Here is a 26,286-nt window from a genome sequence, read left to right on the forward strand (position 1 = left end):
CTCCGGCGTGTCAGGACCGGGCGAGGACGCAGAACTCGTGGCCCTCGGGGTCGGTCAGAGGGGTCCACGGCACGTCGCCCTGTCCCACGTCGAGGTCGGCGGCGCCGAGGGCCCGCAGCCGGGCCACCTCCGCGGCCTTGTCGTCACCGGGGTCCGGCACCAGGTCGAGATGGACGCGGTCGGGCACGGTCTTCCCGCCGGGTACGCGGAGGAACTCGAGATACGGGCCGACACCCTTGGCGTCGCGCAGCACCGCGTGATCGTCGGTCACCTCGAGCAGGGTCCAGTTCACTGCCTCGCCCCAGAACCGGGCCATGACCCGCGGATCCTCGCAGTCGACGACCACGGCGGCGATCGGCCCGGTGTCCCGGTAGACCTCCCGGGGCTCCAGCACACAGAACTCGTTGCCCTCGGGATCGGCGAGGACCGTCCACGGCACGTCGCCCTGACCCACGTCGACGGGCGTGGCGCCGAGCGCCTTCAGCCGCCCGACCAGTTCCGCCTGATGGGCGGCGGAGGAGGTCGCGAGATCGATGTGCACCCGGTTCTTCGTCACCGTCTTGGGCTCCGGCACGGCGATGACGTCGACGCACACACCGACGGGGTCCCGCCAGTCGAAATCGGAGGGCTTCGCGGCGGTGGCGCCGGGCTCCGGGCTGGAAACACCCCACCCGAGCGCGTCCGCCCAGAACCGGCCGATCTTCGCGTCGTCGAGAGCCTTGATGTTCACCAGGACGGGTCGCAGTGTCATGCCCACGATCCTAGGCAACCCCCCGCGGCCGGCGCCGCCAGAACCTAACGGCCAACGGTGCTCCAGTCGACCGGGGCGGGCGGCACCGAGCGGCCGGCGGCATGATCACGAAGACGCTGGGTCAGTTCCGGCAGGTCATGGGCAGGGAAGCTCACCTGGAGCAGTTGCAACTGGAACCTTGACGGAAGGTCTTCCCTGAACATCGCCGCGTCCATCGGTTTGATCGTCACGTCCCACGCATCGGGCGCCGCCCAGTGCGTCATCCGCACATAGAACGCGTCTCGAGGACCGGCATTCGCAACCGCAGAGAGGAAGGCGAGTCCGCTGTCGACCGGAAAGTCGATGAGCATCCAGCCTCGTCGGGACTCCACCCACTGGACCATGTGCGGCAGCTTCTCCGGCCAGTCCGCGTTGCTCTCAGCGAGGTCCTGACAGCAGGTGAAGGTGTCGAACCCGCACTCCCAGATCGCCTGGATCGTAGGTGCGAGCTGATCGTCGATCTGGGCGGAGCGGCTACCCACCTGGACGAGGACGGTGGGATGCGTGCCTTCGTAGGACGTCATCGCAGGAGCATAGAAGCGGGGTCGGACATCCAGGGGCGCGGCCAAAGCGCTCAGTCACACCCGGCTCCGCATACTGATCCACCATATTGCATAAACGTGCAACGAAACGTATAGTCATGCCATCAAGGAGGAGGGTTCCATGGCGGTACGTGTGGCGGTGGCCGGAGCGAGTGGGTACGCGGGTGGGGAACTGCTGCGTCTGCTCATCGTCCACCCTGAGGTCGAGATCGGCGCCCTGACCGGCAACTCCAACGCCGGACAGCGGCTCGGTGCGCTCCAGCCGCATCTGCTGCCGCTGGCCGACCGTGTACTCCAGGAGACCACACCCGACGTGCTCGCCGGGCACGACGTCGTCTTTCTCGCGTTGCCGCACGGGCAGTCCGCCGCCGTCGCCGAGCAGCTCGGGCCTGACGTCCTCGTCGTCGACATGGGTGCCGACTTCCGGCTCCACGACGCGGCCGACTGGGAGAGGTTCTACGGCTCCGCCCATGCCGGGACCTGGCCCTACGGCCTCCCCGAACTGCCGGGTGCCCGCGCCGCGCTGGAGGGGTCCAAGCGTGTCGCGGTGCCCGGTTGCTATCCGACCGCCGTCTCCCTCGCCCTCTTCCCGGCGTACGCCGCCGGGCTCGCCGAGGCCGAGGCCGTGATCGTCGCCGCCTCCGGGACATCCGGCGCCGGCAAGGCGGCCAAGACGCATCTGCTGGGCAGCGAGGTCATGGGGTCCATGTCCCCGTACGGGGTCGGAGGCGGTCACCGGCACACGCCCGAGATCGTCCAGAACCTCAGCGGCGCAGCCGGTGAGCCCGTCGCCGTGTCCTTCACACCCACCCTCGCCCCGATGTCCCGCGGCATCCTCGCCACCTGCACCGCCGCCGCCAAGCCGGGCGTCACCGCCGAGTCCGTGCGGGCCGCCTACGAGAAGGCGTTCGCCGACGAACCGTTCGTGCACCTGCTCCCCGAGGGGCAGTGGCCCGTCACGGCGTCCGTCTACGGTTCCAACGCCGTTCAGATACAGGTCGCGTACGACGAGTCCGTGCGCCGCATCATCGCGATCAGCGCCATCGACAACCTGACCAAGGGCACCGCGGGCGGTGCCGTCCAGAGCATGAACATCGCCCTCGGGCTCGACGAGAGCACCGGACTTTCCACGATCGGAGTCGCTCCGTGAGCGACGCACGTGCAGCCACCGGGCTGCAGACAACGACGAAACCCGCACCTCTGCGCTGCACGGGCGGAGAAGCGAACGAGGAGATTCAGTGAGTGTCACGGCAGCACAGGGGTTCACGGCGGCCGGCATCGCCGCCGGGATCAAGGAGAACGGCAACCCGGACCTGGCCCTCGTGGTCAACAACGGGCCCCGCCTGGCCGCCGCCGGCGTCTTCACCTCCAACCGCGTCAAGGCCGCACCGGTGCTGTGGTCCGAGCAGGTCCTGAAGGGCGGCATCGTCTCCGCCGTCGTCCTCAACTCCGGTGGCGCCAACGCCTGTACGGGCCCGAAGGGCTTCCAGGACACCCACGCGACCGCCGAGAAGGTCGCGGACACCCTCGGCCTCAACGCCGGGGAGGTCGCGGTCGCCTCCACCGGACTGATCGGGCTGCTGCTGCCGATGGACAAGCTCCTCGCGGGAGTCGAGACCGTCGCCGGTCAACTCTCCGAGCACGGCGGTGAGAAGGCCGCCATCGCCATCAAGACCACCGACACCGTCCACAAGACGGCCGTCGTCAGCAAGGGCGGCTGGACCGTGGGCGGCATGGCCAAGGGTGCGGGCATGCTCGCCCCGGGCCTCGCCACCATGCTCGTCGTCCTCACGACGGACGCCGACGTGGACAGCGAGCACCTGGACCAGGCCCTCCGCGCAGCCACCCGCACCACCTTCGACCGCGTCGACTCCGACGGCTGCATGTCCACCAACGACACGGTGCTGCTCCTCGCCTCCGGCGCCTCCGAAGTCGCCCCGGACCAGGCCGAGTTCGCCGAGGCCGTACGGGCCGTCTGTGACGATCTCGGGCAGCAGCTGATCCGGGACGCCGAGGGCGCCAGCAAGGACATCAAGGTCGAGGTCGTGAACGCGGCCAGCGAGGACGACGCCGTCGAGGTGGGCCGCTCCATCGCCCGCAACAACCTCCTCAAGTGCGCCATCCACGGCGAGGACCCCAACTGGGGCCGCGTGCTCTCCGCGATCGGCACGACGCAAGCCGCTTTCGAGCCGGACCAGTTGAACGTCGCCATCAACGGCGTCTGGGTCTGCAAGAACGGCGGCGTCGGCGAGGACCGCGACAAGGTCGACATGCGCTACCGGGAGGTCCACATCGTCGCCGACCTCGCCGCCGGCACCGAGACCGCCACCATCTGGACCAACGACCTCACCGCGGACTACGTCCACGAGAACAGCGCGTACTCGTCATGAGCACTACACGCAAGCACACCGCCCTGCCCAAGGCCAGGATCCTCATCGAGGCGCTGCCCTGGCTGACCCGCCACAACGGCAAGGTCGTCGTCATCAAGTTCGGCGGAAACGCCATGGTGAACGAGGAGTTGAAGAGCGCCTTCGCCCAGGACGTCGTCTTCCTGCGCCAGGCCGGCCTCAAGCCCGTCGTCGTGCACGGCGGCGGCCCGCAGATCAGCGCCGCCCTCGACAGGCACGGCATCGTCAGCGAGTTCAAGGCGGGCCTCAGGGTCACCACCGAGGACGCCATGGACGTCGTACGCATGGTGCTCGCCGGCCAGGTCCAGCGGGAGCTGGTCGGGCTGCTCAACCAACACGGGCCGCTCGCCGTCGGGATGACCGGCGAGGACGCGCACACCATTACCGCCACCAAGCACCGGCCCGAGATCGACGGGGAGTTGATCGACATCGGGCGGGTGGGCGAGATCACCGCGATCGACACGGGCGCGATCGAGGCACTGCTCGCCGACGGCCGTATCCCGGTCGTCTCGTCGATCGCCCGTAGCCAGGACGACGGACATGTCTACAACGTCAATGCTGATACGGCGGCTGCGGCACTCGCTGCTGCTCTTGACGCCGAAACCCTCATGGTCCTCACGGACGTCGAGGGCCTCTACGAGGACTGGCCCAACTCCGACGAGGTGATCAGCCGCCTCACCGCTTCCCAACTGGAGAAGCTGCTCCCGGAGTTGAGCTCCGGCATGGTGCCGAAGATGGAGGGCTGCCTGCACGCCGTACGCAACGGCGTGCAGACCGCCCGTGTCATCGACGGCCGGGTCCAGCACTCGATCCTGCTGGAGATCTTCACGGACGAGGGCATCGGCACGATGGTCGTGCCCGATGCGGAAGAAGAGGGGGACGACGCATGAGCGCCGGCCAGGAGTCGCACGCCAGTCAGGAACTGAGCGCCAATCAGGAACTGACCACGCGCTGGCAGGGCGCGCTCATGAACAACTACGGCACCCCCCGGCTGCCCCTCGTCCGCGGCGCGGGCAGCACGGTGTGGGACGCAGACGGCAAGGCGTACGTCGACTTCGTGGGCGGCATCGCCGTGAACGCGCTCGGCCACGCCCACCCGGCGATCGTCGAGGCCGTCTCCACCCAGATCGCCTCCCTCGGCCATGTCTCCAACCTCTTCGTCGCCGAACCGCCCGTCGCGCTCGCCGAACAACTGCTCCGGCGCTTCGGCCGGGACGGCAAGGTGTTCTTCTGCAACTCGGGCGCCGAGGCCAACGAGGGCGCCTTCAAGATCGGCCGGCTGACCGGCCGTAAGCACATGGTGTCCACCGAGGGCGGCTTCCACGGCCGGACCATGGGCGCCCTCGCGCTCACCGGCCAGCCCGGAAAGCGGGAGCCCTTCGTACCGCTGCCCGGTGACGTCACCTACGTTCCGTACGGCGACGCGCAGGCACTGGCCGCCGCCGTCACCGACGAGACCGCCCTCGTCATCATCGAGCCGGTCCAGGGCGAGAACGGCGTCGTCGTCCCGCCCGCCGGCTATCTGAAGGCCGCCCGCGCGATCACCGCCGCCACCGGCGCCCTGCTCGTTCTCGACGAGGTCCAGACCGGCATCGGCCGTACCGGAAACTGGTTCGAGTACCAGGCCCACGACGGTGTCCTGCCCGATGTCGTCACCCTCGCGAAGGGCCTCGGCGGCGGACTGCCCCTCGGCGCGACCGTCGCCTTCGGCCGCGCCGCCGACCTGCTCCAGCCCGGCCAGCACGGTACGACGTTCGGCGGCAACCCGGTCGCCTGCGCCGCCGGACTCGCCGTACTCGACACCATCGAGAACGAGGGGTTGCTGGAGAACGTCAAGCGGCAGAGCGAGCGGTTGCGGGACGGAATCGAGGGTGCGGGCCACCCGTTGATCGATTATGTCCGGGGTGCGGGACTTCTCCTGGGTATCGTGCTCAACGAGCCCCTCGCGCCCCAGGTGCAGCAGGCGGCTCAGGACGCCGGGTTCCTGGTGAACGCGCCCGCTCCCGATGTCGTACGGCTGATGCCGCCGCTGAACATCGGTGACGCCGAAGTGGACGCGTTCCTCCAGGCGCTTCCCGGGGTTCTCGACGCGGTTCACGCAAAGGACTAGCCCGGGGAATGAGACGACGACGATGACGCAGGCGCAGGATCACGAGCACGCGGGGCCTGCCGTACCGCAGACGCGCACCGCACGCCACCGCCGGATCGTGGACATCCTCAACCGGCAACCGGTGCGGTCGCAGAGTCAGTTGGCGAAGCTGTTGGCCGATGACGGGCTGACCGTCACTCAGGCGACGCTCTCCAGGGACCTGGACGAACTGAACGCGGTGAAGATCCGTAACACCGACGGCGATCTCATCTACGCGGTGCCGAGCGAGGGTGGGTTCCGTACGCCTCGCGCTCCGCTGGGGGAGTCGGCGAAGGAGGAGCGGATGCGGAGGTTGTCCGCGGAGTTGTTGATCTCCGCGGAGGCTTCGGCGAATCTTGTGGTTCTGCGGACCCCTCCGGGGGCTGCGCAGTTCTTGGCGTCGGCCATTGATCAGGCCGAGCTGCACGACATCTTGGGGACGATCGCCGGGGATGACACGTTGATGCTGATCAGTCGGGATCCTGTGGGGGGACAGGCGTTGGCTGATCATTTGTTGGGGTTGGCTCAGAAGGGGCATTGAGCGGTGGTGTGTCGGGTGCGGGTCCGTCGTGGCTTGTCGCGCAGTTCCCCGCGCCCCTAAAAACGTCAGCCGAGCCTTCTTGCAAGTCCTCCTGTGCACCTCACCTCGTCGCCCGCTGTGATCAGCAGGGCTTCCACGTCCGGGAGGGACTCCAGCCAGCGCAGGGCCTGCCTCGAACCCATCGCGAAGGCTGCTGTTGCCCAGGCGTCCGCCCAGGTCAGTTGGGGGGCTACCACCGTCACCGCGACCAGGTCCGTCACCGCGGACTTGCCGGTGCGGGGGTCGACGATGTGGGTGCCTCGTTCCGCTGTGCCGGAGGTGGCCACCGCCAGTTCGTCGGCGCCCGCCGCCGAGACCACGGCCGCCAGACCGCCGGGGCGCAGCGGATCGGACACACCCACCCGCCACGGGCGCCCGGGGCCCGGAGCACCGCACAGCTGGACGTCTCCGCCGCCGTTGACGCTGACCCCGCTCACCCCGGCCGCGGCCAGTGTCCTCGCCGCACGTTCCGCGGCCCAGCCCTTCACGATGCCGGTCGGGTCGATCTGCCCCTGGTACGTGTGGCTGAACCAGCCCTCGCTGGCCTGCTCCGCCTCGGCGCACAGGTCGAGTACCTCGGCGACCTCCGGATCGCAGTCGGCGACGGTGAGCTCGCCCCGGGCGAGGCGGGAGATCTGGCTGTTCGCCCGGTAGGTGCTGAACACCTCGTTGACCTTGTGCAGTCCGGCGATCGCCGCTGCCAGCGCCGATCCGACCGCACGGGGTTCCCCGCCGCGGACGTCAAAGGAGAAGACGGTCCCCATGACCTCCTCCGCATGGCGTACCGCGACGGGAGCTTCTGCGGGATCAACCACCGGCCTGGTCCAGGGCCGACTGGAGGGACTTCTTGTAGCCGGCGCTGGTGTAGCTGGCGCCGGACACCGCGTCGATGTCGCCGTCGCCCGCTGTCACCGCTTCCAGGTTGAGCTTGGGGATCGCGTCGGCGGACACCTGGTCGCTGCGACCGCCCTTGGGCGCCTGCACCGCCGACGCCGAGGTGATCCTGCCCTTGGTGAGCGTGACCCGGACCTGCACCGGGCCGTACTCCGTCTGGACCACGCTCCCGGTGTACGTGCCGCCGCCGTCGGAGGTCGCCCCGCCGGCCGCGGCACCCGAGCCCGCTGCCGAGCCGGGGGTCGTAGCCGGTGCCGGAGCGGGTGCGGCCGCGCCTGTGCCCGAGCTCTTGTCCGATTCGGCTGCCGGAACCTTGTCCAGGGCCGACTGCAGCGACTTCTTGTAGCCCGCGCTGGTGTACGTGGCACCCGAGATCGCGTCGATGTCCGCGGTGCCGGCGGCGACCGCCTCCTGGTTGAGCTTGGGCACGGCGTTGCCGGTGATGATGTCGCTCTGGCCGCCCTTGGGCTGCTGGACCGCCTCCGCCTTGGTGATCTTGCCGCCGGCCACCGTGATCCGGACCTGCATCGGACCGTACTGGGTGTCGACCTTGTCACCGGTGACCGTGGCGGCCTGCGCCGCACCGCCGCCGGCCCCGCCACCCGCGGCGCCCGTACCGGCACCCGAACTGGCCTTGTCCAGGGCTGACTGGAGCGACTTCCCGTAACCCGCGCTGGTGTAGCTGGCGCCGGAGATCGCGTCGACGGTGCCGCCGAGGCCGGCCGTGACCGCTTCCTTGTTGAGTTTGGGGATCGCGTTGCCGGAGATCTGGTCGCTCTGGCCGCCCTTGGGCTGCTGGACCGCCTCCGCCTTGGTGATCTTGCCGCCGGCCACCGTGACCCGGACCTGGACCGGACCGTACTGGGTCTGGACGGTGTCGCCGGTGAAGGTGCCGTCCTTGGCGGCCGCGCCGCCCTGGGCCGACTCCTGCGCCGCCGACGTCTGCTGCGGCAGAGCGCCGGCCGCCTGCGCGCCCCCGGGGTCCGAGGACGGCTTCAGCGTCAGCAGCAGGACGATTCCGGAGACTGTGGCGGCGCTCGCCAGCATGACGCGCCGAAAGGGGTGACTCTTCTTCATCGCTCCTGGCTCCCGTCGCTCACATCTCGAACGACTCGTGGTGGATACGGCGCGCCGGAACACCCGCGCCGCGCAGTGCCTCGTACACACCCTGGGCGAAGCCGGGCGGCCCGCACAGGAAGACGTCGTGGTCGTCGATGTCCGGCAGCTTCCGGCGCAGCGACTCCGGCGAGATGTCCGGGCGCTCTCCGTCGGGGCTGTTCACCGCGTACATGAGACGGGCGCCGCGCTCGTTGGCGATGGTCGCCAGCTCGTCCCACAGGGCCAGGTCCTGGGTGCTGTTGGCCCGGTACAGAAGGGTCAGGTCGCCCGCCGCGCCGGGCAGGGTCTCGAACAGGGCGCGCATCGGGGTGATGCCGACACCGCCGGCCACCAGCAGGACCTTGCCCTGGCTGCGCTTGGCGGCGGTCAGGGCGCCGTACGGGCCCTCGGCCCAGACACGGGTGCCGGGCTCCAGCTCACGCAGGGCCGAGCTGTGGTCGCCGATCGCCTTCACGGTGATGCGCAGCATGTTGGGGCGGGGGGCCGCCGAGAGCGAGTACGGGTGCGAGCTGAAGCGCATACCGGGGGCCAGGAAGCGCCAGCGGAAGAACTGGCCCGCCTCGGCGCCCATCCGGTGCAGCTTCCGGCCGCTCATCAGCACGGACACGATGCCCGGCGTCTCCTCGATGACCGCCTCGACCCGCAGCCGGTGGCGCAGGTTCAGCCGGACCGGTGTGACGATGCGGTACCAGACGACCAGCGCGGTCACGGAGCCGTACAGCGCGTACCAGGCGGTTTTCGCGGCCGGCTCCACGACGAACTCGTTGCCTGTGGACAGCTGGTGCCAGAAGGTCAGGAACGTGGCCGCGTACGTCAGCAGGTGCACGTGGTACCAGAGGTCGTACGGGATCATCCGGCGGACCGGGCCGATGGAGATGAGCCCGATGACCACCAGCAGGCCCGTGCCGATCGCCGCCTTGCCCATGTCGGGCAGCTGGTTCACCGAGTCGACCGTCTGCTGGACGATGTCGCCGAACGTCTTCCCGGCCTGGAGGGCGTACCCGTACATGATCAGGACGACGTGAGCCACGACGAGGGAGAGTGTGTACCGGCCGCTCATCGCGTGCCAGCGCGCCACCCGGTCCGACCCGACCCGGCGCTCCAGCGCGGGCACCCTGGCCATCTGGAGCACCACCAGGGCCATCAGGTAGCCGGCGAGCAGACCGGTGATCCGGCCCGCCGCGATGACCTGGGCGGTGGTGTCGGCGAGGGAGGGGGTGTTGTGCCACCACAGCCAGATCACCCCGGCCGCGCCGGCTCCTACGGCGAGCAGCAGCGGGACGGCGGGGGAGCGGCGGGGGCGGATGCGGCGCATCGTCTGGCGCCGCGCGGCACGTCCGCCTGCGATCGTGGTGGTCACGGTTCCTCCGTGGGACGGGGTCGAGAGGCTTTGACCCTTGGCCCACACATACGTGCCGCGCCCGCCGAGTGTTCAGAGACCCGATAAGTCCACAGATAATTGGGGGTGACGACGGGTAACACCTGCCCGACAACGCCTGCCCGACAACGTCTGCCCGGTGACGCCAAGCCGCTCCCGTGTCGCTCAGTAGCGGACGACGGCCGTCGGTCCGCTCTCCGTGCCGATCGCGATGTGCGGCCGACGCCCCGGATCGGCCCACGCCAGGATCGCCCGCATCGCCTCCGCCGACACCGACACACAACCCGCCGTCGCGCCCCGCCCGTTGACGTGAAGGAAGATCCCCGCGCCGCGCTGGCGCACCGGCCTGGCGTAGTTGAAACCGATGACGTACGCGTGCGCGTACTGCTGCGCGTACGAGATCAGGTGCTCGGACTCGGAGGCCCGGCAGTCGGCGGGGCGGGGCTCGGTCCAGCGGTTGTAGGAACGCGAGTCGTTGTCCTGGCACCACCAGGAGTCCTGCCGCACGGGCCGGTACACGACCTTGGTGCCACTGGGCGCCTGCTTGACGCCGAAGGCGTAGGGGAGGTCGTACAGCCCGGTGGGAGTGGTGTTCGTGCCCTGTCTGCGGGAGTTGCCCTCGACGAGCCCGCCCGCGCCGAAGCGGGCGGGCGCGGAGCCGGCCTTCCTCCAGGTCCCGTCGCGCAGGTTCCACCAGGTGACCGTGCCCGACGCCGACTTGGCACGCGGCGCCTGGGCGATGATCAGCTGGGAGCCGCCGCCGGTGTCGGCCATCCGGAAGGGCAGCGGCGGCGCGGCCGTGGGAGGGGCACCGGGGGCGAGCACGAGAAGGGACGCGGACGCGAGGACGACGGCGGCTCCGGGACGCATGGCTCAGACGCTACTGGGCGGGAGCGGCAACGGCAGCCCCGGTAGTCCGTCCAGGCTGGTCGCGATGTGGTCCTTCTTCTCGAAGTAGGCGCTGAGCGACGTGTCGTCCTCGCGGGCGAAGCGCCTGGCGTGCAGATCGCGGTCGCCGTCGTACGACATGAGGGGGACCGAGTAGCCGCAGCTGTCCCGGACGAGTTCGGCCCGGACGACGATGATCGCCCGCAGCCCGTGATCGGCGGGGTCGATGTCCGGGAAGCGGGCGAGGAGGTCGGGGAAGCGCGGGTCGTCGCGGAAGACGGGCTCCCCGCGGCCGTGCACCCGCACGATGTTCGGCGGACCCTCGAAGGCGCACCACATGAGCGTGATCCGGCCGTTCTCGCGCAGATGCGCGACGGTCTCGGCGTTGCTGCCCGCGAAGTCCAGATAGGCCACGGTCAGCTCGTCGAGGATCACGAAGGAGCCCTTGAGGCCCTTGGGGGAGAGGTTGACCGTGCCGTCGCCGGACAGCGGGGCGGTCGCGGTGAAGAAAAGGGGCTGCGCCTCGATGAACGTACGGAGGCGGCCGTCTATGCGCTCGTAGGTCTTTCCCATGACTGATCATTGTGCGGGAAAGTAGTTCGCCCGTCTAAGGGTTTTGCTGATCCGTCCACGGTTGTGCGGGCCGGAAAGGACCGTGGCCGCCCTGGCCGTGTTGCCACGGGGCGGCCACAGAGCCTTTCACGTCACTTGGTGAACGTGCAGGCGGCCAGCGCGTTGAGGCCGGTCGGCTTGGCGGCGGTGCGCCCGATGGAGATGGCGATGCGGTCGATGGTCGACTCGCGCTTGCCGTTGAGCGGACCGACGATCGCGTTCTGGACGAAGTTGGGGCCGCCCTGACCCTGGGTGTTCACGAGCCGCGTGTTCGCCTCGGCGATCTGCGTGTTCAGCAGCGCCAGGTTGCGGGTGACCTCGGCCTGCGCCGACGCCGGGATCGCGGGCAGCTTCGAGGCCACGTCCGGGCAGCTGATGGTGCCCGCGCCGCCGTTGTTGCCGGCGTTGCCCGCGTTGCCCGTGTTTCCGGCGTTGCCGGTGTTCCCCGCATTGCCGGCGTTACCGGCGTTGCCGCCCGCCTGCTGGGGCGGCGTCGCGGCAGGCGCGGCCACCCCGGCCCCGTTGAGCGTGCAGGGCGCCAGCGCGTCGAGGCCGACCGGCTTGGCGGCGGTGCGGCCGATGGCGGTGGCGATGCGGTTGATGGTCGCCACACGCTTGTCCTTGAGCGGACCGACGATCGCGTTCTGGACGAAGTTGGGGCCGCCCTGGCCCTGCGTGTCGACGATGCGCTTGTTGGCCTCGGCGATCTGCGTGTTCAGCAGGGCGAGGTTGCGGTCGACCTCGGCCTTGGCCGACGCCGGGATCGCGGGCAGTCTGTTCGCGACCGCCGGGCAGTTCACCGTGGCGACGGCGGCCTTGGTGGTGGCCTGCGCGGTGGTGTTGCTCTTGGACGTTTCCCCGGCAAGGGCGGAGCCGGCGACGATCGCACCGGACAGAGCCACCGCGGCGGCGCCGCCGATGATGCCCACACGACGCTTGTTGTACTTCGGAAGAGCCCTGGACATGCGGATGCCTCACTCGGGTCAGGGGTGGGTGCGTGCTTCAACTCGCTTTACAGACGCGGCGCCTGCGTCGGCGTGAAGTACGGGCAAGCGGTTTCCAGTGTTCAAAGCCTCGTCAAACATCTGGAAGAAAATTTCCCGAGATTGACGAACCATGCAGACTCCTGCATACTCATGCATGTCAGCGAATGCACTGTGAGGAGAAAACCCGTGACCGAGCGCGTCGTACTCGCCTACTCAGGCGGTCTGGACACCTCCGTCGCCATCGGCTGGATCGCCGAGGAGACGGGCGCCGAGGTCATCGCGGTCGCGGTCGACGTCGGCCAGGGCGGCGAGGACCTGGACGTCATCCGCAAGCGCGCCCTCGCCTGCGGCGCCGTCGAGGCCGAGGTCGCGGACGCCAGGGACGAGTTCGCCGAGGAGTACTGCCTCCCGGCGATCAAGGCCAACGCCCTCTACATGGACCGCTACCCGCTGGTCTCCGCCCTCTCCCGGCCGACGATCGTCAAGCACCTCGTCGCCGCCGCCCAGAAGCACGGCGCCACCACGGTCGCCCACGGCTGCACCGGCAAGGGCAACGACCAGGTGCGGTTCGAGGCCGGCATCGTCGCCCTCGCCCCCGACCTCAAGTGCATCGCTCCGGTCCGTGACTACGCGATGACCCGCGACAAGGCGATCGCCTTCTGCGAGGAGAAGCAGCTCCCGATCGCCACCACCAAGAAGTCCCCGTACTCCATCGACCAGAACGTCTTCGGACGCGCGGTCGAGACGGGCTTCCTGGAGGACATCTGGAACGCCCCGATCGAGGACATCTACGAGTACACCTCGAACCCGGCCACCCCCCGCGAGGCCGACGAGGTGATCGTCTCCTTCAAGGAGGGCGTCCCGGTCGCCATCGACGGCAAGCCGGTCACCGTCCTCCAGGCGATCCAGCAGCTCAACGAGCGCGCCGGCGCCCAGGGCATCGGCCGGATCGACATGGTCGAGGACCGTCTCGTCGGCATCAAGTCCCGCGAGGTGTACGAGGCTCCGGGCGCGATCGCCCTGATCACGGCCCACCAGGAGCTGGAGAACGTCACGGTCGAGCGCGAGCTCGCCCGCTACAAGCGCCAGGTCGAGCAGCGCTGGGGCGAACTGGTCTACGACGGCCAGTGGTTCTCCCCGCTCAAGCGCGCCCTGGACGGCTTCATCAACGAGGCCAACCAGCACGTCAACGGCGATGTCCGGATGACCCTGCACGGCGGCCGCGCGGTCGTCACGGGCCGGCGCTCGGACACCTCGCTCTACGACTTCAACCTGGCCACGTACGACACGGGCGACACCTTCGACCAGGCCGCGGCCAAGGGCTTCATCGACATCTACAGCCTGTCGTCGAAGATCGCGGCCAAGCGCGACCAGGCGTAACCGATACGGTTGTTGCGACCGCCTCCCCTCCGTACGGGTGGGGAGGCGGTCGCACATCCACCCCCTGCCTTTCTGTCTTCGAGGAGCAACGCAAGTGAGCAGCAACAGCGGTGACGTACGGCTCTGGGGCGGCCGTTTCGCCGACGGTCCCGCCGAGGCCCTGGCGAAGCTGTCCGCGTCCGTCCACTTCGACTGGCGGCTCGCGCCCTACGACATCGCCGGATCGCGTGCCCACGCGCGCGTGCTGCACAAGGCGGGCCTGCTCACCGAGGACGAGCTGACACGCATGCTGGCCGGCCTCGACCAGCTCGAGGCGGACGTCGCCGACGGCACCCTGGTCGGCACGATCGCCGACGAGGACGTTCACACGGCCCTGGAGCGCGGCCTGCTGGAGCGGATCGGCCCCGACCTCGGCGGCAAGCTCCGCGCCGGCCGCTCCCGCAACGACCAGGTCGCGACCCTCTTCCGCATGTACCTGCGCGACCACGCCCGGATCATCGGCGGGCTGATCGCCGACCTCCAGGAGGCGCTGATCGGCCTCGCGGAGGCCCACTCGGACGTGGCGATGCCCGGCCGCACCCACCTCCAGCACGCCCAGCCGGTCCTGTTCGCCCACCACGTCCTGGCCCACGTCCAGCCGCTGTCCCGGGACGCGGAGCGCCTGCGCCAGTGGGACGAGCGCACGGCGGTGTCGCCCTACGGATCGGGCGCGCTGGCCGGTTCGTCGCTCGGCCTGGACCCGGAGGCAGTCGCCAAGGACCTCGGGTTCGAACACGGCAGCGTCGGCAACTCGATCGACGGCACGGCGTCCCGCGACTTCGTCGCAGAGTTCGCGTTCATCACGGCGATGATCGGTGTGAACCTCTCCCGGATCGCGGAGGAGGTCATCATCTGGAACACGAAGGAGTTCTCCTTCGTGACGCTGCACGACGCCTTCTCCACGGGCTCGTCGATCATGCCGCAGAAGAAGAACCCGGACATCGCGGAGCTCGCGCGCGGCAAGAGCGGCCGCCTGATCGGCAACCTGACGGGCCTCCTGGCCACCCTCAAGGCGCTGCCCCTCGCCTACAACCGCGACCTCCAGGAGGACAAGGAGCCGGTCTTCGACTCCTGCGACCAGCTCGAGGTCCTCCTCCCCGCCTTCACCGGCATGATGGCCACGCTGACCGTCCACCGCGAGCGCATGGAGGAACTGGCCCCGGCCGGCTTCTCCCTCGCCACGGACATCGCCGAGTGGCTGGTCAAGCAGGGGGTCCCCTTCCGGGTCGCCCACGAGGTCGCCGGCGAGTGCGTCAAGGCGGCGGAGGCGGACGGGGTGGAGCTGGACGGCCTCACCGACGACCAGTTCGCGAAGATCAGCGCCCACCTCACCCCCGAGGTCCGCACGGTCCTGAACGTCAAGGGCGCCCTGGCCTCCCGCAACGGCCGAGGCGGCACGGCCCCCACCGCGGTGGCAATCCAACTGGCCGAGGTAAAGGCCAACGTGGCAACCCAGCAGGAATGGGCCACGGCCAAGAAAAAGTGAAGGGCCGCAGGCCTCTTCAGGGGCGCGGGGAACGGCGCGACAAGCCACAACGCACCCGCACCCGCCCACGCACCTCACGAACCGTGCTCCAAGGCGCAAGGGGGTCGAAGGGGCACAGCCCCTGAAGGATGGGACGGGTAGGGGCGGCGGGGGCGAAAACCACCCCGCACCCCATCCGCAGCAACCCCCACGAACTCATCGCGGGTACGTTGGTCGAAAGCCGCACCGGACCGACCGAACGGAACCCGCGATGCCCTTCACCCGACTGGCCACAGCAACCACCCCCACCTGCCACCTCGGACTGGGCCTCGCCGCAGTCGCCCGCCCCGGCTACATCAACCTCGGCCGGACAGAAGACCTCGGAGACAACCGCAGCGTCGAGACACTGCGCACCCGCACCCACGAACTCCTCGACGCCGCCTACGCCCAAGGCGTGCGCTACGTCGACGTAGCCCGCTCGTACGGCCGCGCCGAAGAGTTCCTCGCCGACTGGCTGAAGGCACGCCCCGAAGTCGACGACATCGTGATCGGCAGCAAGTGGGGCTACACCTACACCGCCGGCTGGACCACCGACGCCGAGCGGCACGAGGTCAAGGACCACAGCCTCCAGACGTACGAGCGTCAGCGCGCCGAGACCGACGAACTGCTCGGCGCGCGTCTGGACCTGTACCAGATCCACTCGCTGACCCCCGACAGCCCAGCCCTGTCGGACAAGGAACTCCACGGCCGCCTCGCGGAGGCCGCGGCGGCGGGCCTGACCATCGGCTTCTCCACCACCGGCCCCGCCCAGGCCGACACCGTCCGCGCCGCCCTCGCCGTCACGGTCGACGGCGAGCCGCTCTTCCGTACCGTCCAGTCGACGTACAACGTCCTGGAGACCTCCGTCGGGCCCGCGCTGGCCGAGGCCCACGACGCCGGACTGACGGTGATCGTCAAGGAGGGCATGGCCAACGGCCGCCTCGCCGCCGGGCAGGCCCCGGACGCCGTACGGGCGATCGCCGAGGAGACGGGGCTCGGCGCGGACGCCGTCGCCCTCGCACTGGTGCTGCGGCAGCCGTGGGCGGGAGTCGTGCTGTCCGGCGCGGCCACGGCCGGTCAGCTTGCCTCGAACCTGCACGCGGCGGTCGTCGACCTCGACGAGGACCAGCTGTCACGCCTGGCCGCGCTGGCGGAGGAGCCGCGCGCCTACTGGGAGCGACGCGGGCAGCTGCCCTGGAACTGAGAACCTCACGGAGCGAGCAACGGTAAGACGCCCATGCCCATCCTGAGACATGAGTGTCTCAAGTGGGCTATGCTTGTCTCATGGCTGTCGATCGTGACCACGTGCTGCGCACCGCCGCGGCCCTGCTGACCCGCAAATCCACCGCGACCATGGACGAGGTCGCCAAGTCGGCGGGAATCAGCCGGGCCACGCTGCACCGCCACTTCGCCGGCCGTGACGCGCTCGTGCGGGCGCTGGAGTCGCTGGGCATCGCGGAGTGCGAGGCCGCGCTCGACGCGGCCCGCCTCGAGGAGGGGTCGGCAGCCGACGCCGTACGACGTCTCGTACGCGAGATCGAGCCTGCCGCCGGACTGCTCAGCTTTCTCTACACCGAGAACCAGCTGTTCGAGGGCGAGGAGCAGAACGAGGGCTGGGCCCGGACCGACGCCCGTATCTCCGCGCTGTTCCGGCGCGGACAGCGGGACGGCGAGTTCCGCATCGACCTGACGCCCGCCTGGCTCACCGAAGCGCTGTTCGGCCTGTTGGCCAGCGGGGCCTGGATGGTGCAGAGCGGCAAGGGCGCACCCAAGGACTTTCACCACATGATCGTCGAGCTCTTGCTCGGCGGCGCACTACGGAGAGAGGAATCATGACCAGCACCCTGCAGCCGGCCCACGCGACGGAGGAAGGGAGGCGTCCGGGCCGCTGGCTCGCGCTGTCCGTCCTCGTGCTGGCCGTGCTGCTGGTGGCCGTCGACGCGACCGTTCTCGGTCTCGCGACCCCCTACATCAGCGAGGACCTGAAGCCGTCCGGCACGCAGTTGCTGTGGATGGGCGATGTCTACTCGTTCGTCATCGCGGGCCTGCTCGTCTCCATGGGCAGCCTTGGTGACCGCATCGGCCGCAAGCGGCTGCTGCTCATCGGCTCGACCGCGTTCGGCGCGGTGTCCGTGCTCAACGCCTACGCGACGACACCCGAGTTGATGATCCTGGCGCGTGCGCTCCTCGGTGTCGCAGGCGCGACCCTGATGCCGGCCACGCTCGCCCTGATCCGCAACCTCTTCCACGACCCGCGCGAACGCAGCCTCGCCATCGGCATCTGGGGCGCGACCGCCTCCGCCGGTACGGCAGTAGGCCCCGTCGTCGGCGGCTTCCTGCTCGAACACTTCTGGTGGGGCTCGGTCTTCCTGATCAACCTGCCCGTCATGGCGGTCCTCGTCCTGGTCGGCATCAGGCTGCTCCCCGAGTCGCGCAACCCGGCCCCGGGCCCGTGGGACCTGACGAGCGTCGTCCTGTCGCTCGTCGGCATGGTCGGCCTGGTGTACGGCGTCAAGGAAGCGGCGTCACACGGCTTCTCGTGGCAGGCGCTGGGCGTGGCGGCCATGGGTGCCGGGGCGCTGTACGGCTTCGTACGCCGCCAACTCGCCCTCCCCGTCCCGCTCCTGGACATGCGGTTGTTCCGCGACCGGGGTTTCAGCGGGGCCGTGCTCGCCGACCTGCTGACCGTCCTCGGACTGTCCGGGCTGGTGTTCTTCCTCTCGCAGTATCTGCAACTGGTGCAGGGCCGGGGCCCGTTGGAGGCCGGGCTTGCCGAACTCCCGGCGGCGATCGGCGCGGTCGTGGCGGGCCTGCTCGCCGGTGCGGCGGCCCGGCGTTACTCGGTACGGGCCGTGGTCTCGGGCGGCCTCGCGGCGATCGGCCTGGCCCTGGGGGCGCTCACCCTGGTGGACCAGTCCACCGGCTACCCGATGCTCGGCTCCGCGCTGCTGCTGGTGGGTGTGGGCGCGGGCCTGTCGTTCACGGTGACCTCCGACGTCATCCTGGCCGGCGTTCCCAAGGAACAGGCGGGCGCGGCGGCCGCGGTCTCGGAGACGGCGTACGAACTGGGCGCAGCCCTCGGCATCGCCCTTCTCGGCTCGATCGTCACCGGCGCCTACCGCAACTTCGCCGCCCCACCGGGCACCCCGTCCGAGGCCCACGAATCCCTGGGCGGCGCAGTGGAAACGGCGTCAACCCTGCCACCACACACCGCAGAGCCCCTACTGAACGCGGCCCGCGAATCCTTCACCGAAGGAATAGCCCTGGCCTCGGGCACAGGCGCCCTGGTCCTACTGGCAGCAGCGTGCGCATCCTGGACCCTGCTGAAAGGCCAACGCCTGGAAGGCCGTTTGTAGGGGCGCGGGGAACTGCGCGACAAGCCACAACGAACCCGCACCCGACAGCGAACCTCTGAAAACCCCTACGCAGCCTTGGCCTTGGTGGCGTACATGTCCACATACTCCTGCCCCGACAACCGCATGACCTCAGCCATCACAGAGTCAGTCACCGCCCGCAGCACATACCGATCCCGATCCATCCCCTCGTACCGAGAGAACTCCATCGCCTCACCGAACCGCACCGTCACCCGCCCCGGCCGCGGCATCCCCGCCCCACCCGGCTGCAACTTGTCCGTACCGATCATCGCGAACGGCACAACCGGCGCCCCCGTCATCAGGGTCAGACGGGCGATGCCGGTACGCCCCCGGTAGAGGCGCCCGTCGGGAGAGCGCGTGCCCTCGGGGTAGATCCCGAACATGCGGCCCTCCTCCAGCACCCGGCGACCTGTCATCAGCGCCGCGACACCACCGTTGGCCCCGTCGCGGTCGACCGGGATCATGCCGACGCCGGTGAAGAACCAGGCCATGAGGCGGCCCTTGAACCCCTTGCCCGTGACGTACTCGTCCTTGCCGATGAACACGACCTGCCGGTCACAGACCAGCGGCAGGATCATCGAGTCGATGAATGTGAGGTGGTTTCCGGCCAGGATCACCGGGCCGTCCCCCGGGATGTGCTCCATGCCTTCCACCCGAGGGCGGAACATCAGGCGCATGATCGGTCCGAGCAGTGCCTTGATGAGCGCGAAGCGGGACAACGGGCCCTCCGGTGTCAAGGGATCGGTATAAGTCTGTGCAGGTGAGGACGATACTCGCGCCTCGGGGGGTAGTGCACATCGGGTTCACCCACTGCTTACACACTGTTGACCCGCGTTTACCTGCGGTTGCACGGTGTTGTGGGCAGGTGACGGACCGCCACGATGTGACGGAGATCGCGCGAGTCGCGTGGCACACATCGAACGTGTGCCCGCCATACCCGCGTCGATGCCGACATCCGGCGTCACCCGCGTGTTCCGCCCGAGGCCTCCCTCTCGCCATGTACACGCACCTACGATCGGTCCGCTTGGGACAGATGACGGTGCGGCAGAGGAGCGCTCATGGGCACGCGGGAGTCGAACGGGCATGCGCAGGAGGAGTCGACGGCGACGGGGCGGCGGACGCTGCTCGGAGCCGCGATGCTGGGTGCGGGCGGCGCGGTCCTCGGGCTGCCCGGCGCGGCCAGAGCCGACGCGCAAGGCGCCGGGCCGGACACGCGGCAGGGCGGGAAGCATGGAGGCGTTGGCTTGAAGAGCCTGCCCGTACCGACGATCATCGGCCACCGGGGCGCCAGTGGCTACCGCCCGGAGCACACCTTCGGCTCGTACCAACTCGCCCTCGACCTGGGCGCGGACGTCGTCGAGGCCGGTGACCTGGTGCCCACCAGGGACGGTCACCTCGTCTGCCGCCACGAGCCCGAGATCGGCGGGACGACTGACGTCGCCGACCACCCCGAGTTCGCGGGCCGCAGGACCACCAAGGTGCTGGACGGCGTCTCTCTCACCGGCTGGTTCACCGAGGACTTCACGCTCGCCGAGCTGAAGAGGCTGCGCGCGGTCGAGCGGATTCCGGCCAACCGCCCGCACAACACCCTCTACAACGGCCGCTGGGAGATCCCCACCTTTGAAGAGGTCCTGCGCTGGCAGGACGAGCAGACGCGCAAGCGGGGCAAGCAGGTCTGGATCTACCCCGAGACCAAGCACCCCACCTACTTCCGGGCGCTCGGCCTGGGCCTGGAGGAGCGGGTCGCGAAGCTCCTGAAGAAGCACGGCAAGGACAGGAAGAACTCGCCGGTCATCCTCCAGTCCTTCGAGCCGACCAGCATCCAGCGGCTGAACCGGCTGGTGGACAACCCGCTCGTCGTCCTCCTCTCCGCCGCGAACACCCAGCCCTGGGACTTCAGGACGAACGGCGACCCGCGCACGGTCGCCGACCTGATCAAGCCGGCCGGGCTGAAGGAGATCGCCTCGTACGCGCAGGGCATCGGCCCGACCCTCGACCTGGTCATCCCCAAGGACTCCACGGGCGCCCTCACCACACCGACCACCCTGGTCGCCGACGCACACAAGGCGGGCCTGGTCCTGCACCCGTACACCATGCGCAACGAGAACCCCTTCCTCCCGGCGAACTTCCGCAAGGGCACGGACGAGGACGCGTACGGAGACGTCTTCGGGGCGTACCGGACGTATTTCGCGACGGGTATCGACGGCGTCTTCACGGACAACGCGGACACGGGTGTGCTGGCCCGCGCGGACTACCTGAACGACTGAGGCGGCCCAGGGGTCGCGTCAACAGCTGAGCGCACGGCCCCGGTTGGGGTGACAACCGGCCGCTTCGGCAACCTCCCGCCGGGGCGGCCGCGTCGTGCCGCATATGACCCACGACATGGTTGCCACCCTCAGCCCCCTGCTCGCCGCCGAGGCCTCGGCGGAGGCGTACGCCTACGGCGCCGAGCCGAGCGACCTCGAACAGGCCGTCTGGCTCCGTCTCCTCGAACGCCTCCAGTCCGACGGCCCGCCCGCCGACCCGCACAACTGGCTCCGCCGGGCCGTCCGCTCCGAGGCCCGCCGCAACCGTCGTACCGCTCGCGTCGAACGGCCGTACGGCGATGAGCCCGCTGCCGACGAGGGTCCGGGCCCCGAGCAGCTCGCCCTCACCGCCGCCCGGCACCGCGCCCTGCGTGACGCGGTGCGCCGGCTGCCCGGTCGCTGCCCGAGTCTGCTGGAGGCTCTGCTGTCGCCCAAGGACCTCACCTACAGGGAAATCGCGGGGGAGTTGGGTATCTCACAGGGGAGTCTTGGTCCGGAACGTTCCAGATGCCTGGGATGTCTCCGTCGATTGCTGACGCCGGAGGTTGCGGCCCGCGAAGCGCGGGGATAGGAGTGAGGACATACGACTGAGCAGGTGAGCGGGAGGCGTGCACACATGGGCATGAGCGTGACCATCTCCGTGGCGACGGAACGGGACGTCGAACAGATCTTCCGGCTGCAGTACCTGTGCTTCCAGAGCGAGGCCGCTCTGTACGGCAACTACCGGATCGACCCGCTTGTCCAGAGCCTGGACTCCGTACGGGAGGAAATCGGCACGGACTGCGTCTACGTGGCGCGGCTGGGCGAGGAAGTGGTCGGCTCGGTACGCGGCACGCCGAACGCCGACGGCACGGCGTCCATCGGCAAGCTCTGTGTCCACCCCCGCCTCCAGGGCCACGGCATCGGCGCCAGACTCCTGCGCGCCGCCGAGTCGGCCCTCGCGGAGGAGCGCGGCGCCAAGAGGTTCCGGCTCAGCGCGGGCCACCGCAGCGACAAGGGCCTGCGCCTGTACCGCCGGGTCGGCTACGAAACGGTGGGCACGGACAAGGGCACCGACGGCGTACCGATGATCGTCCTGGAAAAGCCGGCAGAAACGTACGCGGCGACTGCTTGAGGCGGCCCCGACAGGGGCGCGGGGAACTGCGCGACAAGCCCCCACCGGGCCGCAGTCGCGCACACCCTCAGCCAACCTCCCCCTGAGGCGCCCGAGCCTTACGCAACCAGTACATCGCGGAGACCGGCAGCAGCACCGGGATGAACAGGTATCCCACCCCATAGTCGGACCACACGGTCGAGTCGGGGAACGCGGACGGCTCGACCAGGGTCCACGTCCCCACGATCAGCACACCCGCAAGCTCACCCGCGCAACAGACCAGCGCAGCACGTCGCGCCGTCTCGCCACCCCGCACCAGCGAGTACGTGATGAACCCGTACACCACCCCGGCGACAGCCGACAGCGAGTAGGCGAGCGGGGCGTGCCCGAACTCGGTGGAGATCTGCACGGCGGACCGCGACACCGCCCCGACGACCATCACCCCGTACAGCCAGACCAACAGCATCCCCGGCCCACTGATGAGCCGCTTACGCACGGGCTTCTCCTCCGTGGGCTCCGCCATGTGCTCCTCCGTGGTGGCCACTTCACCCTCCCCAGATGTCATAGAGCCGCACCTCAAGGACGGCCAGCACCACACCGCCGGCGGCGACCGTCACCGAGCCCCAGCGGGTGCGTTCCGCGAGCGACATGAACCCCGTCACCGGTACGCACGCCAGTGCGCCCAGCAGATACGCCACGAAGATCGTCGTACCCTGCTCCGGCTTCTCGCCCCGTGCGAGCTGGACGATCCCGACGACCAACTGGACCACGGTGAGCAGGGTGACCACACCCATACCGATGAAGTGCCAGTCCTTGGTGGGCTGATCGCGGGAGGCGGCCCAGCCGCACCAGGCGGCGAGCGCGAGAGCGGCGACGGCGGTCGCCACCGTCAGGGCATCAAGCATGCCGTGACCCTATTACGGGCCAAAAGACCTGGTGCGGTCGGCCCCGCGGGCTCGCGCCACCCAGGTGGCCGCCCGTAACAGCTGTCCGAAATATGGACAGCCGTGAGACACGCTTTCTTGGCCGCGCCTATAGGTCTGCTTTACTGATCGCATGACCACTTCGAGCAGCCGCACCCTTGCGACCGAGGCGACCCTGACGCCCGGTGCTCGTTGTCTGTGTCGAATGTGCGCCTTCTAGAGGGCCCCCGCACCAACCCCTGAGCCTCGCGCCCCGAAGCGAGCCGCCCTGGCATGTCCGTGCGCCGCAGCCGTACGACTCCTCCGATTCGTACCCGGCACCCGCGCGCCCGTGACAGACCCGAGCCGCGCACCTCCTCCTCCGTGTCCGGGCACACCCACGCCCGCGCACTCGACAGTGACGGAACCCCCTGTGATCACCACGTCCGGCCTCACGAAGGTCTACCGCTCCCGCGGTCGTGAAGTCACCGCCCTCGACGGCGTCGACCTGCACGTCCGCGAAGGCGAGGTGTACGGCGTCATCGGCCAGTCCGGCGCCGGCAAGTCCTCGCTCATCCGCTGCGTCAACCTCCTGGAACGCCCCACCGCCGGCACGGTCACCGTCGCCGGGCAGGACCTCACCGCCCTGGCGGGGCGCGGCCCCAGGGCCGGCCGGGAACTGCGCCGGGCGCGCAGCCGTATCGGCATGGTCTTCCAGCACTTCAACCTGCTCTCCACCCGGACCGTCCAGGACAACGTCGAACTGCCGCTCGAGATCCTCGGTGTGTCGGGCAAGGAGCGGTCCCGCAAGGCGCTGGAGCTGCTCGAGCTCGTCGGCCTATCCGGCCAGGCCAAGGCCTACCCGGCCCAGCTGTCGGGCGGCCAGAAGCAGCGCGTCGGCATCGCCCGCGCCCTCGCCGGGGACCCCAAGGTGCTGCTCTCCGACGAGGCCACCAGCGCCCTCGACCCGGAGACCACCCGCTCGATCCTCCAGCTACTGCGCGACCTGAACCGGCAGTTGGGGCTCACCGTGCTGCTCATCACCCACGAGATGGACGTCGTCAAGTCCATCTGCGACTCGGCCGCTCTCATGGAGAACGGGCAGATCGTCGAGTCCGGCACCGTCGGCGAACTGCTCGCCACCCCCGGCTCCGAACTGGCCGCCGCGCTCTTCCCGGTGAGCGGCGACGCCTCCGGGGACGACCGCACGGTCATCGACGTCACCTTCCAGGGGGACGCGGCCACCCGGCCCGTCATCTCGCAGCTCTCGCGCACCTACAACATCGACATCTCGATCCTCGGCGCCGCGATGGACACGGTCGGGGGCAGGCAGGTCGGCCGGATGCGCATCGAACTCCCGGGCGGATACGAGGAGAACGTCGTGCCGATCGGCTTCCTGCGCGAGCAGGGTCTGCACCTGGACGTGCTGGGCCAGGAGTCGCCGCTGCTGAAGGAGGGGGCCAAGTGAACTGGTCCGAGATGCGACCCCTGCTGGAGCAGGCGTGTTGGGACACCCTCTACATGGTCGGCTGGTCCACGCTGATCGCCGTCGTCGGCGGGCTTCCGCTCGGCATCCTGCTGGTGCTGACCGACCGTGGCGGACTGCTCCAGAACGTCGTCGCCAACAAGGTCATCGGGCAGGTCGTGAACATCGCTCGCTCGATGCCGTTCATCATCCTGATGGTCGCGCTGATGAGCTTCACACGGACCATCACCGGTACGACGATCGGCCGGGAGGCCGCCATCGTGCCGCTCGCCATCGGCGCGATCCCGTTCTTCGCCCGCCTTGTCGAGACGGCTGTCCGCGAAGTGGACCACGGGCTCGTCGAGGCCGTCCAGGCGATGGGCGGCAACACCTGGACCGTCGTCCGCAGGGTCCTCGTACCCGAGTCCCTGCCCTCGCTGATCTCGTCGGCCACCACGACCGTCGTCGCCCTCATCGGCTACTCCGCGATGGCGGGCACGGTCGGCGCGGGCGGCCTCGGCGACATCGCCATCCGTTACGGCTACCAGCGCTTCGAGACCGGCCTGATGTGGATCACCGTGGCCGTCCTCGCGGTTGTCATCTCGGTCATCCAGTTCGCCGGCGACTTCGCGGCCCGCAGGCTGCACCGGCGCGGCGGCGGTTCCGGGGTGGCACCCAGGCTCCGGCTGCTGAAGGCCGGGCCGAGCGCGACCGCCGCCGAGGAACCCGCCACCGCGGACGTCGGCAAGGCCGCCTGACGGCTGCCCGCGACCCGTCGGACGCCCGCCCTCATCACCTCCCCCCTTCACCCACCCCCAGATTTCCCCGTACCACCCATCACGGGGACAGCCACACCCAAACGGAAAGGCACTTTTCGTGCGTAACGCCACAAAGTTCACCGCCGTCGTCCTCGCCACCGGAGCCCTCACCCTGGGTCTGACGGCCTGCGGTTCCGACAAGGACTCCGCCTCCTCGGACACCAGCGGCCCGCTGGTCGTCGCCGCGAGCCCCACCCCGCACGCGGAGATCCTCACCTTCGTGAAGGACAACCTGGCGCAGAAGGCGGGCCTCGACCTGGAGGTCAAGGAGTTCACCGACTACGTGACGCCCAACACGGCGACCGAGGACGGCTCTGTGGGTGCCAACTACTTCCAGAACCAGCCCTACCTGGACGACTTCAACAAGAAGAACGGCACCCACATCGTGCCGGCCGTCACGGTCCACCTGGAGCCGCTCGGCCTCTACTCCCACAAGGTCAAGAGCGCGGACGCCCTCAAGAGCGGTGCCACCATCGCCGTCCCGAACGACAGTGTGAACGAGGCGCGCGCCCTCAAACTGCTCGCCGCGAACGGGATCATCACCCTCAAGGACGGCGTGGGAAACGAGGCGACCCCCGCCGACATCACCAAGAACCCCAAGGACCTCAAGTTCAAGGAGCTGGAGGCGGCCCAGACCCCGCGCTCCCTGGACGACGTCGACGCCGCCGTGATCAACGGCAACTACGCCCTCGAGGCCGACCTCTCGCCCGCGAAGGACGCCCTCGTCTCGGAGTCCCCCAAGGACAACCCCTACGGCAACTTCCTCGCCGTGAAGGAGGGCAGCGAGGACGACCCCCGGGTCGCGAAGCTGGCGAAGCTGCTGACCTCCGCCGAGGTCAGGAAGTTCATCGAGGACAAGTACGACGGCTCCGTGATCCCGTCCTTCTGATCGGCCGCACTCCGGTAACTGTCACCCGTTAACCGCCACCTCGGTACTTACCGACACGTACGGGGTCCGTGCCCTCACCGGGTGTGGACCCCGTGCTGGGGTTCCGGCGCCGCATGCTGCATGCTGGGCAGTTCAGCAGGCCGTGCACGTTCGTAGGTTTGTAGGTCTGCAGGATTCGACGGCTACGGAGT

27 protein-coding genes are annotated in these 26,286 nt (G+C 69.5%); 16 read left to right on the forward strand and 11 right to left on the reverse strand.

Features of this window, described 5'->3' with window-relative positions:
* Positions 1–10 precede the first annotated feature (10 nt).
* Together PV396_RS24775 and PV396_RS24780 are read right to left on the reverse strand one after the other, a co-directional pair.
* Positions 11–751 carry a VOC family protein gene (locus PV396_RS24775; protein WP_319208067.1) on the reverse strand — a complete coding sequence of 247 codons (741 nt, stop codon included), beginning with the start codon at positions 749–751 and terminating at the stop codon, positions 11–13.
* 44 nt (positions 752–795) lie between these two features.
* Positions 796–1,314, reverse strand: coding sequence for a hypothetical protein (locus PV396_RS24780; protein ID WP_319208069.1), 519 nt, complete (start codon positions 1,312–1,314; stop codon positions 796–798).
* 139 nt (positions 1,315–1,453) lie between these two features.
* Between PV396_RS24780 and argC the strand changes: the two genes are divergently transcribed.
* From argC to PV396_RS24805, 5 genes are all read left to right on the forward strand, one after another.
* A complete protein-coding gene (gene argC, locus PV396_RS24785; protein ID WP_319208071.1) occupies positions 1,454–2,482 on the forward strand; it encodes an N-acetyl-gamma-glutamyl-phosphate reductase in 1,029 nt (342 codons plus the stop codon).
* Positions 2,483–2,570: 88 nt separating this feature from the next.
* Positions 2,571–3,722 carry a bifunctional glutamate N-acetyltransferase/amino-acid acetyltransferase ArgJ gene (gene argJ, locus PV396_RS24790; RefSeq protein ID WP_319208073.1) on the forward strand — a complete coding sequence of 384 codons (1,152 nt, stop codon included), beginning with the start codon at positions 2,571–2,573 and terminating at the stop codon, positions 3,720–3,722.
* Positions 3,719–4,630: an acetylglutamate kinase gene (argB, locus tag PV396_RS24795; RefSeq protein WP_319208075.1), complete on the forward strand. Its 912-nt coding sequence runs from the start codon at positions 3,719–3,721 to the stop codon at positions 4,628–4,630. Before argJ ends, argB begins: the two co-directional genes overlap by 4 nt.
* Complete coding sequence (locus tag PV396_RS24800; RefSeq protein WP_319208076.1) at positions 4,627–5,850, forward strand: acetylornithine transaminase; 1,224 nt, start codon at positions 4,627–4,629, stop codon at positions 5,848–5,850. The genes argB and PV396_RS24800 overlap by 4 nt, the downstream gene beginning before the upstream one ends.
* Before the next feature lie 22 nt (positions 5,851–5,872).
* Positions 5,873–6,409 (forward strand): arginine repressor, encoded by a 537-nt coding sequence (locus PV396_RS24805; protein WP_319208078.1) that lies wholly within the window; start codon positions 5,873–5,875, stop codon positions 6,407–6,409.
* Positions 6,410–6,474: 65 nt separating this feature from the next.
* On the opposite strand, the gene PV396_RS24810 is transcribed toward PV396_RS24805, so the two are convergent.
* The 6 genes from PV396_RS24810 to PV396_RS24835 all read right to left on the reverse strand — a co-directional run bounded on the left by PV396_RS24810 (position 6,475) and on the right by PV396_RS24835 (position 12,304).
* Positions 6,475–7,212: an FAD:protein FMN transferase gene (locus tag PV396_RS24810; protein ID WP_319208079.1), complete on the reverse strand. Its 738-nt coding sequence runs from the start codon at positions 7,210–7,212 to the stop codon at positions 6,475–6,477.
* 43 nt (positions 7,213–7,255) lie between these two features.
* Complete coding sequence (locus PV396_RS24815) at positions 7,256–8,419, reverse strand: FMN-binding protein (RefSeq protein WP_319208080.1); 1,164 nt, start codon at positions 8,417–8,419, stop codon at positions 7,256–7,258.
* A gap of 19 nt (positions 8,420–8,438) precedes the next feature.
* Positions 8,439–9,821, reverse strand: a complete 1,383-nt coding sequence (locus tag PV396_RS24820) for a ferredoxin reductase family protein (RefSeq protein WP_319208083.1) — start codon at positions 9,819–9,821, stop codon at positions 8,439–8,441.
* 183 nt (positions 9,822–10,004) lie between these two features.
* Positions 10,005–10,709, reverse strand: coding sequence for a L,D-transpeptidase family protein (locus tag PV396_RS24825; protein ID WP_319208085.1), 705 nt, complete (start codon positions 10,707–10,709; stop codon positions 10,005–10,007).
* Positions 10,710–10,712: 3 nt separating this feature from the next.
* Positions 10,713–11,300 carry a pyridoxamine 5'-phosphate oxidase family protein gene (locus PV396_RS24830; RefSeq protein ID WP_319208087.1) on the reverse strand — a complete coding sequence of 196 codons (588 nt, stop codon included), beginning with the start codon at positions 11,298–11,300 and terminating at the stop codon, positions 10,713–10,715.
* A gap of 131 nt (positions 11,301–11,431) precedes the next feature.
* The gene (locus PV396_RS24835) at positions 11,432–12,304 is read right to left on the reverse strand and encodes a hypothetical protein (RefSeq protein ID WP_319208089.1); all 873 of its coding nucleotides are present in this window, start codon (positions 12,302–12,304) and stop codon (positions 11,432–11,434) included.
* Between the two features lie 207 nt (positions 12,305–12,511).
* Between PV396_RS24835 and PV396_RS24840 the strand changes: the two genes are divergently transcribed.
* The 5 genes from PV396_RS24840 (at position 12,512) to PV396_RS24860 (ending at position 18,604) form a co-directional block, all read left to right on the forward strand.
* On the forward strand, positions 12,512–13,705 hold the full coding sequence (locus PV396_RS24840) for an argininosuccinate synthase (protein ID WP_319208091.1): 1,194 nt from the start codon (positions 12,512–12,514) through the stop codon (positions 13,703–13,705).
* A 94-nt stretch (positions 13,706–13,799) separates the two neighbouring features.
* Complete coding sequence (gene argH / locus PV396_RS24845; protein ID WP_319208093.1) at positions 13,800–15,230, forward strand: argininosuccinate lyase; 1,431 nt, start codon at positions 13,800–13,802, stop codon at positions 15,228–15,230.
* A gap of 250 nt (positions 15,231–15,480) precedes the next feature.
* Entirely contained in the window at positions 15,481–16,452 is a 972-nt protein-coding gene (locus PV396_RS24850) for an aldo/keto reductase (protein ID WP_319208095.1), read from the forward strand.
* A gap of 80 nt (positions 16,453–16,532) precedes the next feature.
* Positions 16,533–17,084 carry a helix-turn-helix domain-containing protein gene (locus PV396_RS24855; protein ID WP_319208098.1) on the forward strand — a complete coding sequence of 184 codons (552 nt, stop codon included), beginning with the start codon at positions 16,533–16,535 and terminating at the stop codon, positions 17,082–17,084.
* Complete coding sequence (locus tag PV396_RS24860; RefSeq protein ID WP_319208100.1) at positions 17,081–18,604, forward strand: MFS transporter; 1,524 nt, start codon at positions 17,081–17,083, stop codon at positions 18,602–18,604. Before PV396_RS24855 ends, PV396_RS24860 begins: the two co-directional genes overlap by 4 nt.
* A 65-nt stretch (positions 18,605–18,669) precedes the next feature.
* Here PV396_RS24860 and PV396_RS24865 read toward each other — a convergent pair whose 3' ends face one another.
* On the reverse strand, positions 18,670–19,341 hold the full coding sequence (locus PV396_RS24865; RefSeq protein ID WP_319208433.1) for a lysophospholipid acyltransferase family protein: 672 nt from the start codon (positions 19,339–19,341) through the stop codon (positions 18,670–18,672).
* Positions 19,342–19,680: 339 nt separating this feature from the next.
* On the opposite strand from PV396_RS24865, the gene PV396_RS24870 reads away from it, so the two are divergent.
* The 3 genes from PV396_RS24870 to PV396_RS24880 all read left to right on the forward strand — a co-directional run bounded on the left by PV396_RS24870 (position 19,681) and on the right by PV396_RS24880 (position 22,042).
* Positions 19,681–20,889 carry a glycerophosphodiester phosphodiesterase gene (locus PV396_RS24870; RefSeq protein WP_319208102.1) on the forward strand — a complete coding sequence of 403 codons (1,209 nt, stop codon included), beginning with the start codon at positions 19,681–19,683 and terminating at the stop codon, positions 20,887–20,889.
* Between the two features lie 103 nt (positions 20,890–20,992).
* Positions 20,993–21,499, forward strand: coding sequence for an RNA polymerase sigma factor (locus PV396_RS24875; RefSeq protein WP_319208104.1), 507 nt, complete (start codon positions 20,993–20,995; stop codon positions 21,497–21,499).
* Positions 21,500–21,544: 45 nt separating this feature from the next.
* Entirely contained in the window at positions 21,545–22,042 is a 498-nt protein-coding gene (locus tag PV396_RS24880) for a GNAT family N-acetyltransferase (RefSeq protein ID WP_319208106.1), read from the forward strand.
* Between the two features lie 67 nt (positions 22,043–22,109).
* Here PV396_RS24880 and PV396_RS24885 read toward each other — a convergent pair whose 3' ends face one another.
* A complete protein-coding gene (locus PV396_RS24885; protein ID WP_416071470.1) occupies positions 22,110–22,586 on the reverse strand; it encodes a hypothetical protein in 477 nt (158 codons plus the stop codon).
* Positions 22,567–22,926: a hypothetical protein gene (locus PV396_RS24890; protein ID WP_006373857.1), complete on the reverse strand. Its 360-nt coding sequence runs from the start codon at positions 22,924–22,926 to the stop codon at positions 22,567–22,569. Before PV396_RS24890 ends, PV396_RS24885 begins: the two co-directional genes overlap by 20 nt.
* Before the next feature lie 430 nt (positions 22,927–23,356).
* Here PV396_RS24890 and PV396_RS24895 point away from each other — a divergent pair, with 430 nt between their 5' ends.
* The 3 genes from PV396_RS24895 (at position 23,357) to PV396_RS24905 (ending at position 26,095) form a co-directional block, all read left to right on the forward strand.
* Positions 23,357–24,391, forward strand: a complete 1,035-nt coding sequence (locus PV396_RS24895) for a methionine ABC transporter ATP-binding protein (protein ID WP_319208109.1) — start codon at positions 23,357–23,359, stop codon at positions 24,389–24,391.
* Complete coding sequence (locus PV396_RS24900) at positions 24,388–25,146, forward strand: methionine ABC transporter permease (RefSeq protein ID WP_319208111.1); 759 nt, start codon at positions 24,388–24,390, stop codon at positions 25,144–25,146. The genes PV396_RS24895 and PV396_RS24900 overlap by 4 nt, the downstream gene beginning before the upstream one ends.
* A 118-nt stretch (positions 25,147–25,264) precedes the next feature.
* On the forward strand, positions 25,265–26,095 hold the full coding sequence (locus PV396_RS24905; protein WP_319208113.1) for a MetQ/NlpA family ABC transporter substrate-binding protein: 831 nt from the start codon (positions 25,265–25,267) through the stop codon (positions 26,093–26,095).
* Positions 26,096–26,286 lie beyond the last annotated feature (191 nt).

It is taken from the genome of Streptomyces sp. ME02-8801-2C, assembly GCF_033793965.1.
Taxonomy (GTDB): Bacteria; Actinomycetota; Actinomycetes; order Streptomycetales; family Streptomycetaceae; genus Streptomyces.